Below are 11,183 nucleotides of genomic sequence, written 5' to 3' on the forward strand. Positions count from 1 at the left end.
CAATTTTTTGGGGCGCCATTGGGGCATTAAATTAAAATTTGGGGCTTTTTTGGGACATTTTGTAGACAATGATAGACCATGAAATACAATATAAAAATCAATAAAAACCCGCTAAATGCATTGATTTTATTGGGTTTATGATGGTCTTTGGTGGTCGGAAATGGTTTGAATAATTGGTGGAGGCGGCGGGAATCGAACCCGCGTCCGCAAATCCTCTGCCTTCAGCTCTACATGCGTAGCCGTGTCTTTTGATTTAACTGTGCATTCTCCGACCGGCAGGATACTACACAGCGATTCCCTGAATTTCGCGTCTTAATACGGGATGGATTAGGACACTAGCTTATTTCTTATGACCGTTGATTCGATACCAATAAGCGGGCTCGGTCGAACGGGATACTGGGTTTATTGGCCAGTACACAGTGATGGTTCAACTAAAGTGCTTATTAGGCAGCGATAGCTTCTCCACCAGCAAAGTTTTCATCGTTTGCATTTATATTTAGTTTGAGTCTGATTTACGAGAGTTCTCAATCTCGGCATGCACCTCTGGTTTTGCAACCCACGTCGAAGCCAGGTCGCCCCCTTGTACACTTTAAGTATAACATAAAATGTGTGCAGATTAGCAGCTTTCTTTTGAAAATTAGAGTCTGATTATTCCCTGGGTTAGGGCTTTGCCTTCGCCCAGGGTTTTGCTTTAGCCTTGAATGCCGTTATGACGCAGCAACGCATCAACTGTTGCTGGACGGCCTCTGAATTCTTTGTAGGCTTCAGCCGCTTTCTTCGAGCTGCCTGCTTCCAAAATGTAATGCAGGAAATCATGTCCGGTTTTGGGATTTAACACCCCTTCTTCTTCAAAACGGGAAAACGCATCGCTGGATAAAACTTCTGCCCAACTGTAACTGTAGTATCCTGCAGCATATCCGCCCCCAAATATATGACTAAAGCTCTGCGGAAAACGATTGTAGGGGACAGCAGGAATCACACTGGTTTTAGAGCGTACATCTGCGAGGATCTTTTCAACCAGGGAATCCTGCTTGGGTGCATACTCTTGATGAATACGAAAATCGAATATCGAAAACTCCATCTGCCGTAACATCGCCATTGCGGATTGGAAATTTTTTGCAGCAATCAACCGTTGAAAAAGAGTCTCTGGAAGCGGTTCACCGGTGTCTACATGTGCGGTCAAAACATCCAAACCACTCTTCTCCCAACACCAATTTTCAAAAAATTGGCTGGGCAACTCAACCGCATCCCACTCTACCCCATTAATGCCTGAAGCACCCAGATAATCGACCTGCGTTAAAATGTGATGCAGACAATGACCAAATTCGTGGAATAAAGTCACCACTTCTTCATGCGATAACATCGCCGGCTTGTTGGCTGATGCTTTGGCAAAATTACAAGTCAGGGTTGCAATGGGCAACTGTACTTTGCCATCTTCCAATCTTCTGCGGCTTTGTAATGAATCCATCCATGCGCCGCTGTGTTTGTTCGGTCTGGCAAATAAATCGGTAAACACATAACCGCGAACGTTATTGTGTTCATCGACCACGCAATAACATTGTACGTCTTTATGCCAAATATCCACGCCCTTTACTTCTTCAATGGACATCCCATAAAGTTTTTTAACAAGAGCAAACACCCCCTGCATGACTTTAGGTTGCGGGAAATAAGGGCGTAAATCTTCTTGTGACAGGGTAAATAAGGCTTGTCTTCGTTTTTCAGACAAATACGCTACGTCCCAAGGTCTTACGGGTTTGAGTTGGAATTTTTTCTCAGCAAATTGCTCCAACAGCTTGAACTCCGTTGTTGCTTGCGTGTGGATGCGCTTAACCAAATCATCCATGAAATCCCTGACTTGGGCGGTTGATTCTGCCATTTTTGTCGCAAGCGACAATTCGGCGTAGTTGTTAAACCCTAAAAGTTTGGCTTTTTCATGACGTAATGCCAAAATTTCCTGGATCAAAGGGGTATTGTCATAAGTTCCCGCATTAGGACCTTGATCGGATGCGCGGGTAATAAAGGCGTGATACATTTCTTCGCGTAACGCACGATCTTCGCCATAAGTCATCACCGCTTGATAACACGGGTATTCTAAAGTCAGCACATGCCCTTCAAGACCTTTTTCAGCAGCAACTTCTTTGGCCGTATTTAAAGCATGTTCGGGCAGTCCTGCCAAACGTGCTGAATCTTTGATGTGTAAGGTAAATGCTTGGGTTGCATCCAAAATATTATGTTCAAATTTATTGGTTAATTCATCCAGGCGCGTCTGAATTTCTTCAAATCGCTTTTTATGTTCCTTAGCCAAAGCGACCCCTGATAATTCAAAATCACGCAGGCTGTCGGCAATTAATTTTTGTTGTACTGGGTTCAATGCGTGTTGGTCAATTGATTTAATGGCTTCATACAATTCATAATTGTGACCCATTGCGGATTCATAAGCGGAGAGGAGCGGCAAGCAGGCATCATAACATTTGCGCAACTCAGGTGAATCCATGACCCCATGCAAATGTGACATAGGCGACCAAAAACGTTCCAGCTCATCCGCCATATCATCTAAGGGGTACATTAAGTTGTCCCAAGTATAATGAGGATTTTCTTTAAGTAAGCGCTCAACCTGCTGCAGATGCTTTTTTAACATGGCATCCAGATGAGATTGAAAATGATTGACATCAATACGGCTAAATTGGGGTAATCCTACAGTTACTGACATGCTTTACCTTTAAAAATAGATACAAGACCTAAAGCATAACATTCAATTGGGAAAGCCTCTATACCTCAATGAAATCACTGAGATAAGCAATTATAGAGAATTAAATACAACATAGTGCCGTATCTAAATCCATATCCTCTTCCTCATTCTCATCCAAATCTACAGGGGATGGCTCTTTAGTGCTAAAAAGACCTAGCTTAGATAATGCAGTAGAACGATCGAGCGTATCCCTAGGTCGTCTATTGGCTACTTCTTCAGTAAGAGCAAAATTTATCAGACAAATTGAAACCAGGATAAGTGCTCCAAGGAACGGCAAAATTGGATTCACAGCAAATATGGGAAGAGCCATACACATCCCTATAAAAATAAAGACCGTAGTCGCGACATGTGAGCCTAAACGAAACTGCTCAAAAGCGATTTGATTATCTATGGCTTCAAGCTGCTCCCTTATTTGTTTTTGTTCTTTCCAACTCTCTGCCCTATCGCGCATGGCTTCATATTGCGATCTCAGTTCCTTTAAGCGGCTCAATTCGATATAAGCTCGGGTCATAGCCCAAATGACATCAAAAGCGAATACAGCAAGGGATACGTAAAATGCAAAAGGAGCCAATGCTCCAGTTAAATAAAAGGTATTAATCAGACCTGCGCCAGCCCAAACAAGATCATTTCCAAATTCAAAATAACGCCTTTTAATTTGTGCACTAAAGCGCACCATCCAGCCTAATGACTGTTCGTGCTCATCCATCCACCAACCAGGAATAGTATGCTTCAATAAAGAATAGAAATTCACCGCCAGACGCGGTAACCAAAAAAGCCAGGCCAAGTGCATAAGAAACGGGTCCATCGCTGTATCCATGATTTTCACAAAACGCAGGTATGATTTTGATTCTGTATGCACCAAAGCAAAAAGATCCAATGCGCGCTTTGAACGAACAATGAAGAGACGCCATAAATTGACGTCCAGGATGGTATTGCGTAATTCTTGAGTGAACGAAAGATTTTCAGGGAGTTCTTTTGGCTTTTTGGGAAAGTTGGGAATGAGTTCTGCCAATAATTCACGGTACAGATTTTGTTGCGCACGTAAACGAAGCACTTCTCTGGGTATGTCCATGTAGTATTGATAGATGTGCTCCAAGAGTTCAGCCATCATCAATGCGGCAATCAATTGTTCGCGTAGTTCGTCCCGATCTAGGGTTTTTGGAGAGAGGAATTTATCCCTGAGTTGTCGCCCCAAAAGACTGTATTCCAAGTTCATCACCAAATGCATTGGAATGATTCGACGATAAAAATCAGGACCTAATTTTTTAATAGTTTCGGTGAACGTCCAATTCAAAGGACTTTCAGCCTGAGCAAGAGAGAGCTCAGGAAAAATTTCATGCAAATGTCGAAGTAGTGGGGTCATGATGTCCTAAAATAAATTTTTTGGGATATCAAATAGACAATTTTATATTAATCATTTGCTTACTGTCTATAAATAACTTTAAAAGTAAAAAAATAGGTCTGATTATATATAAATCTGCACAAAAAGAAAATTTATGAACTGTTTACACTTTTTATTGTTTCTATGCATTAGTATTTATCAGTAATGAACGTGATGTTTTTCACTACCGAGCAAAGCCCATGATTCGCCTTATTCGATCTATACTATAGTTAGGTTATTTTATCGTTTTAGCATGCTCATAAAACAGGAAAACAGGACAAAATTAAGTCTTTTTGAAAAAAAATAGTCAAAAATGAACTTGTATTCTTGCTGATTCATGTCTTCTGAGCGACAATAGCACACCTAGTTAAGTGCACAAGAGAACCCATGAATCTTTCCAAAGAATTAGCTAATGCCATTCGTATGTTAAGTGTAGACGCAGTAGAACAAGCCCAATCAGGACATCCAGGAATGCCCTTAGGCATGGCCGATATTGCCACCGTTTTATGGAGAAAGTTTTTAAAACACAATCCGAAAAATCCTCATTGGTTTAACCGCGATCGTTTTGTATTATCCAATGGGCATGGTTCCATGCTGATTTATTCATTACTGCATCTGACCGGATACAACCTCACATTAGATGATCTGAAGCATTTTCGTCAACTCAATTCGAAAACGCCTGGGCACCCAGAGTTTGGCCATACTCCTGGAGTAGAAACCACTACCGGTCCTTTAGGGCAAGGCTTAGCCAATGCAGTAGGTATGGCTTTGGCAGAACGCGTTCTGGCAACTCACTTCAATCGCGATGATTTGCATCTTGTGGATCACTATACCTATGCCTTTACTGGTGATGGCTGTCTCATGGAAGGCATTTCCCATGAAGCGTGTTCGCTAGCAGGTACTTTGGGTTTAGGGAAACTGATTGTCTTCTATGACGACAATGGAATCTCTATTGATGGGAAAGTTGAATCTTGGTTTACTGATGATACAGCCCAACGTTTTAGAGCATATCAATGGCAAGTCATCGAGGCAGTTGACGGCCACGATATGGATGCGATTGAGCAAGCCATTCTTAAAGCGCAAGCCAATACCGCACAACCCACACTGATTATCTGCAAAACAGTAATCGGACTAGGTTCCTCCGTAGCCGGTAGTGAAAAAGCCCATGGTTCTGCATTAGGTGCAAAAGACGTTGCCAATGTACGCGAATTTTTTAAATGGAATCATGAGCCTTTTGTTATTCCCGATACCATTTATCAACAGTGGAATCATGCTGAGCAAGGGGAAAAAGAAGAGCAACAATGGCTAATGCTTTTGAATGAATACCAACAACACTATCCCCAAGAGCATTATGAGTTTTTACGCCGCATCAATGGCGATCTTCCTGATGATTGGCAAAGCCAAAGCCATGCATTTTTTGAGCAGTGCCGCAGTAATGACAAAGCCGTTGCGACACGTAAAGCTTCCCAACAATGCATTGAACATTTTGCCCGCATGCTGCCTGAAATGCTTGGCGGCTCCGCAGATTTAACCGGTTCCAATAATACCGATTGGTCAGGCAGCAAAGCCATTACTGGCGAAGACTTTACAGGGAATTACCTGTATTATGGCGTACGTGAATTTGGGATGTCTGCAATCATGAACGGTATCGCGGTCCACGGGGGATTTATTCCTTATGGCGGAACTTTCCTGGTTTTTGCTGACTATGCACGCAACGCAATACGTTTAAGTGCTTTAATGAAACAACGCGTTATTTATGTCTTTACCCATGATTCCATTGGTTTAGGCGAAGACGGTCCAACACATCAACCAGTCGAGCATGCGTCCATGTTACGGATGACTCCAGGCATGAGTGTGTGGCGTCCTGCAGATTTAATGGAAACAGCCGTTGCATGGAAACTCGCTTTGGAGCATCATAATGGCCCAACATCCTTACTGCTTTCAAGACAAAATTTACCTGCATTGCCGCATAGCGCAACCGCTGCAGAATTAATTAAAAAAGGAGGTTATATCATTATGGATTGCGATGGCACCCCTGATGCCATCTTGATTGCTACGGGCTCGGAAGTTCAATTGGCACTTGCTGCTGCAGAACAAGTGAAAACACGCGAGCTTAAAGTGAGAGTGGTTTCCATGCCTTGTGCAGAACGATTCCTGGAGCAAGACCCAAGCTATAAAAATGAGGTATTGCCCCAAAACATTCCCACACGTATCGCAATTGAAGCAGCCAGTTCAGCTTATTGGTATCAATTTGTTGGCTTACACGGTGCAGTCATTGGTCTGGATCGTTTTGGCGTATCGGCCCCAGCAAATCAAGCATATCAATATCTGGATATTACGGTAGAACGAATAATTAACACTTTGGAACAATTAGTACAAAAACGTTAAAACGATTAAAGAAACTTGTAGCCTGGGTGAAGGCGAAGCCATAACCCGGGAAAATGATATCCCATACATCCCGGGTTATGGCTTCGCCTTCACCCAGGCTACGATTGCATACTTAACTTGAGATAAGTAACTCATTACTAAAAATTGGAGAGAAGTAATATGACAATACGTGTCGCGATTAATGGCTACGGTCGCATTGGCCGTTGTATCTTAAGAGCAATTTTTGAATCTAAAAAGCAAAATGAATTTGAAATTGTTGCTATCAATGACTTATCCGCCATTGAGACTACAGCACATCTGACCCGCTATGACACAACCCATGGCCGCTTCACATCCGATGTGAAAGTTGAAGGTGGCATGTTAGTGATTGATGGCCATGCAATCAAAATCATTGCTGAGCGTAACCCTGCGAATCTCCCCTGGAAAGAATTAAACATTGATTTAGTTTTAGAATGCACCGGTTTCTTTACCGAGCGAGAAAAGGCAATGCAACACATTACTGCAGGTGCGAAAAAAGTATTGATTTCCGCTCCAGGAAAAAATGTGGATGCAACCATAGTTTATGGAGTGAACCATCAAACACTTAAAGCCTCGGATCTCATCGTTTCTAACGCTTCATGCACCACCAATTGCTTGGCACCTGTTGTGAAGCCATTAAATGATGTTTTGGGTATTGAATACGGTTTATTGAATACGGTTCATGCCTATACCAATGATCAAATGCTTTTGGATGGAAGTCATGAAGATTTACGTCGCGCTCGAGCAGCAGCCCACTCGATTATCCCAACAAAAACAGGGGCAGCAGCCGCTGTAGGATTAGTATTACCTGAATTAGCAGGGAAACTGGATGGCTTTGCAATGCGTGTTCCCGTTCTGAATGTTTCTGTGATTGATTTAACCTTTACTGCAAAGCGTGAAACCACCGCACAAGAAGTGAACGACATTGTACGCCAAGCAAAAAGCCGCATCTTACAAATCAATGATGATCCTTTAGTATCCTGCGATTTTAATCATAACCCTGCATCTTCTATTTTTGATACCACACAAACCAAGGTGTTTGGCAATCTCGTGAAAATAGTCGCTTGGTATGATAATGAATGGGGCTTTTCTAATCGTATGCTGGATACAGCACAGCAAATGATGAGTTGCTAAAAACCCTAGTACCGTTTTCATTTAATTTTGACAGTTAGCATCTCATCTTGCATTCATCTTTGTGCGATTGTTGCTCGAATCTGCAAGCAATATGAGATGCTAACTGTCAAAATTAAATGGAAACGGTACACATCTGGAGATAACTGATGAATCTGATACAAATGAGCGATATAGACCTGTCTGGAAAACGGGTGCTAATTCGCGAAGATCTGAATGTTCCAATAAAAGAGGGAATGATTACCAGTGATCAACGATTACAGGCAGCACTACCCACTTTGAATGCTGCGTTAGCTGCTGGCGCTGCAGTGATGGTCTTATCTCATTTAGGTCGACCCGAAGAGGGAAAAATAGAACGCCGTTTTTCCTTGCAACCCATTGCAGAATACTTGCAGAAACATTTGGACTATCCTGTTCATTTCGTAAGTGATTATCTCAATGGCGTAGACGTTAAACCCGGTGAATTGGTGGTTTGCGAAAACGTACGCTTTAATGTGGGTGAAAAAAATAATGACGAGCAGCTGGCAAGAAAACTTGCCAGCCTCTGCGATGTCTTTGTTATGGATGCTTTTGGTACAGCCCATAGAGCTCAAGCCTCTACATACGGTGTAGCTCAGTATGCATCTGTTGCTGTTGCTGGCCCCTTATTGATTCGTGAGCTGGATGCTTTGGAAAAAGCACTTGCCGCACCCAAAAAACCAATTGTTGCAATTGTTGGTGGTGCCAAAGTCTCTACGAAGCTCAGTTTATTACGCCAGTTAGTCACCCTTGTTGATTATTTAATCCCTGGTGGCGGCATTGCAAATACCTTCCTCAAAGCACAAGGATTCGAGATTGGCGTCTCCCTTTATGAAGAAGAGTTGTTGCAAGAAGCACGTGAAATTCTCCAGTTAGCTAAAGAAAAAGGGTGTCACATTCCTTTACCCAGTGATGTTGTGGTCGGTAAATCCTTTAGCGAACTTTGCCCAGCCTATAATAAGTCGTTGCACAATGTTGCCTCTGACGACATGATTCTCGACATTGGTCCCACAACGGTGAGTGAGTATGTAGATATTATTAACGAGGCCAAAACCATTATTTGGAATGGTCCTGTGGGTGTTTTTGAATTCGCACAATTTGCCTATGGAACACGTGCATTGGCAATTGCTATTGCTGAAAGCGATGCATTTTCAATTGCAGGTGGTGGCGATACGCTTGCTGCGATTGATCTTTATGATCTAAACCAGCAGATTTCTTATGTTTCCACAGGGGGTGGGGCATTTCTTGAGTGTTTGGAAGGAAAGACCTTGCCAGCTGTTGCCATTTTGCAGGAGCGTGCAAAAGATGTTAAGACAAACTAAAATTGTTGCCACATTAGGGCCTTCCAGTAGTGACCCGGCAATACTTCGTGCCATGTTGACCGCAGGTGTTGATGTGGTACGCATCAATTTTTCCCATGCGGATGCCTCAGCGTTACAGCTCATTGCTTTGGTACGAGGAATCGCTGAGGAATTAAATCGGCCATTGGCAGTAATGGCTGATTTACAAGGACCAAAAATCCGCATTGGCCGCTTTAAAGATAAATCCATCACTTTAGTTGAAGGGCAAGACTTTACTTTGGATTGCAATGCATCCGACTTGTTAGGTGATACGAATGAAGTATCTGTGGCTTACCCGAGTCTGTCTCGTGAGTTAAGCCCAGGTGATCATTTATTGCTGAATGATGGTTTGGTTGAACTACAGGTAAAGAGCATTGCTCATTCCAAAATTCATTGTAGTGTCGTTGAGGGCGGTGTCTTAAGTGATCTGAAAGGACTCAACAGAAAAGGCGGTGGATTAGCGGCCAGAACCATGACGGACAAAGACAAGCGCGATTTGCACACCGCCATTGAAGCAGAAGTAGATTACATCAGTTTATCCTTTGTCAAAGATGCGGAAGACATTCGGCATACCCGCGCACTCATGACTCAATTTGGTAAAAAAATCCCCGTAATTGCAAAAATCGAGCGCACCGAAGCGTTACAGTACCTCACTGAAATTATTCAGGAAGCAGATGCAATTATGGTCGCTCGTGGCGATTTAGGTGTTGAAATCGGCGCTGCGGAAGTACCCGCGATTCAAAAACACATCATTGGCGAAGCACGTCGATTGGACAAAGTAGTGATTACAGCAACGCAAATGATGGAGTCGATGATTAGCAATCCACAACCCACACGGGCAGAGGTTTCTGATGTTGCCAATGCGATATTAGATGGAACAGATGCGGTGATGTTGTCTGCAGAAACAGCCAGTGGTCAGTTTCCAGTAAAAGTTCTGAGCATGGTTAATAAGATTTGCTTAAGCACTGAAAAACATGCCAGTTTTTACTATCACAATACCGATGAAACCTGTCATTACCATCGCGCGGATCAAGCAATTGCCATGGCAACAATGCATGCAGCCAATCATTTTCCCATTCAGGCAATTATTACACTGACTGAATCCGGTGATACCGCTTTATGGATATCACGACAACAAAGTACGGTCCCTATTATCGCTGTATCCGCTAATAAGCGGACTATAGGTCGTCTGTGCCTTGCCCATAATGTTTTTCCGGTATTCATGGATTATCATTCATTTGCTGCCGACACATTGAATCAACACGTGCTGGAGGAATTAACAAAGGCAGGCCATTTAGAGAAAAAAAACTTTGTTTTATTAACTCGCGGTCGAGTAATTGGTACGGCAGGCGGTACAAACAGTATGGAGATTATTCGGGTTTAAATGTAATCTATAAATAAGTTCGCTGTGGGTAGAATCCCGCATACGCGAACTGGTACAACTATTTATTGCGGGTGTAGTTCAATGGTAGAACCTCAGCTTCCCAAGCTGATGGCGTGGGTTCGATTCCCATCACCCGCTCAATATGATTTACTCGCGTTTATCAAACGAGGCATCCATTCGGAACATGAACGCCCTGTCTCGAAGCCTCGGAGAGAGATCGCAGATAGCCGGTAGATTCCCAGGCTAACCACTAGTACAAATCACCGTTATACCAATAGGCTGTCATCCCTGAGAAAGCAGAGGCCCGCCCTTCCCTATGATGTTGAATATTTTTGCGAAGTTGGCGAAATAGTATCTTCTATTAAGACTTCGGATGTATATTGCAAATGGACCCCTGTCTGCGCACACTACTGTTCGGTAAAAATTTTGCTCTCCTGCAATAGGTAATGTCCCTAAATTTTTTTTGTAGGCTCTTCCGCATTCATCTAGGCACATCACTTAATCTTGCTTCGATCTGCTCCCTCTCCCGCGCAAGGAATTTGAATAGTAAGATACTGTTCTTCGGGGGAAGAGGGTTGGGGAGAGGGGATGTCAAGAATCGGTTAATGTGTACAAGATGGCCTCAATAACCGACGCTGTTTGTTGTAGTACATCATTGTTCCAAAAACGCAGTACTTTGAACCCTTGAGTATTTAGCCAAGCTGTTCGTTCTCTATCGTAGCTTTGATTATCAAGATGCTGGCTACCGTCAAGTTCAATAATTAAGCGTTTTTC

General features: G+C 42.9%; 7 protein-coding genes, 1 tRNA gene and 1 other RNA gene. 5 read left to right on the forward strand and 4 right to left on the reverse strand.

The window, feature by feature from the left end; genetic code table 11:
• Positions 1–174 precede the first annotated feature (174 nt).
• The 3 genes from ssrA to Lani_RS12505 all read right to left on the reverse strand — a co-directional run bounded on the left by ssrA (position 175) and on the right by Lani_RS12505 (position 4,112).
• Positions 175–580, reverse strand: a transfer-messenger RNA (tmRNA) gene (ssrA, locus tag Lani_RS19545).
• A gap of 111 nt (positions 581–691) precedes the next feature.
• Complete coding sequence (locus Lani_RS12500; protein WP_019232504.1) at positions 692–2,710, reverse strand: M3 family metallopeptidase; 2,019 nt, start codon at positions 2,708–2,710, stop codon at positions 692–694.
• A 100-nt stretch (positions 2,711–2,810) separates the two neighbouring features.
• Positions 2,811–4,112 carry a hypothetical protein gene (locus tag Lani_RS12505; RefSeq protein WP_019232505.1) on the reverse strand — a complete coding sequence of 434 codons (1,302 nt, stop codon included), beginning with the start codon at positions 4,110–4,112 and terminating at the stop codon, positions 2,811–2,813.
• 405 nt (positions 4,113–4,517) lie between these two features.
• Between Lani_RS12505 and tkt the strand changes: the two genes are divergently transcribed.
• From tkt to Lani_RS12530, 5 genes are all read left to right on the forward strand, one after another.
• On the forward strand, positions 4,518–6,518 hold the full coding sequence (gene tkt / locus Lani_RS12510) for a transketolase (RefSeq protein WP_019232506.1): 2,001 nt from the start codon (positions 4,518–4,520) through the stop codon (positions 6,516–6,518).
• Between the two features lie 159 nt (positions 6,519–6,677).
• A complete protein-coding gene (gene gap / locus Lani_RS12515; RefSeq protein ID WP_019232507.1) occupies positions 6,678–7,670 on the forward strand; it encodes a type I glyceraldehyde-3-phosphate dehydrogenase in 993 nt (330 codons plus the stop codon).
• Between the two features lie 146 nt (positions 7,671–7,816).
• Entirely contained in the window at positions 7,817–9,007 is a 1,191-nt protein-coding gene (locus Lani_RS12520) for a phosphoglycerate kinase (protein WP_019232508.1), read from the forward strand.
• Positions 8,991–10,409, forward strand: coding sequence for a pyruvate kinase (gene pyk / locus Lani_RS12525; RefSeq protein WP_019232509.1), 1,419 nt, complete (start codon positions 8,991–8,993; stop codon positions 10,407–10,409). Before Lani_RS12520 ends, pyk begins: the two co-directional genes overlap by 17 nt.
• Positions 10,410–10,476: 67 nt before the next feature.
• Positions 10,477–10,547, forward strand: a tRNA-Gly gene (locus tag Lani_RS12530).
• Positions 10,548–11,000: 453 nt separating this feature from the next.
• On the opposite strand, the gene Lani_RS19785 is transcribed toward Lani_RS12530, so the two are convergent.
• Positions 11,001–11,183 (reverse strand): endonuclease domain-containing protein (locus Lani_RS19785; protein ID WP_156415164.1); only part of this gene is annotated, 183 nt, incomplete at its 5' end.

The organism is Legionella anisa (assembly GCF_001467525.1).
GTDB classification, from domain to species: Bacteria; Pseudomonadota; Gammaproteobacteria; order Legionellales; family Legionellaceae; genus Legionella; species Legionella anisa.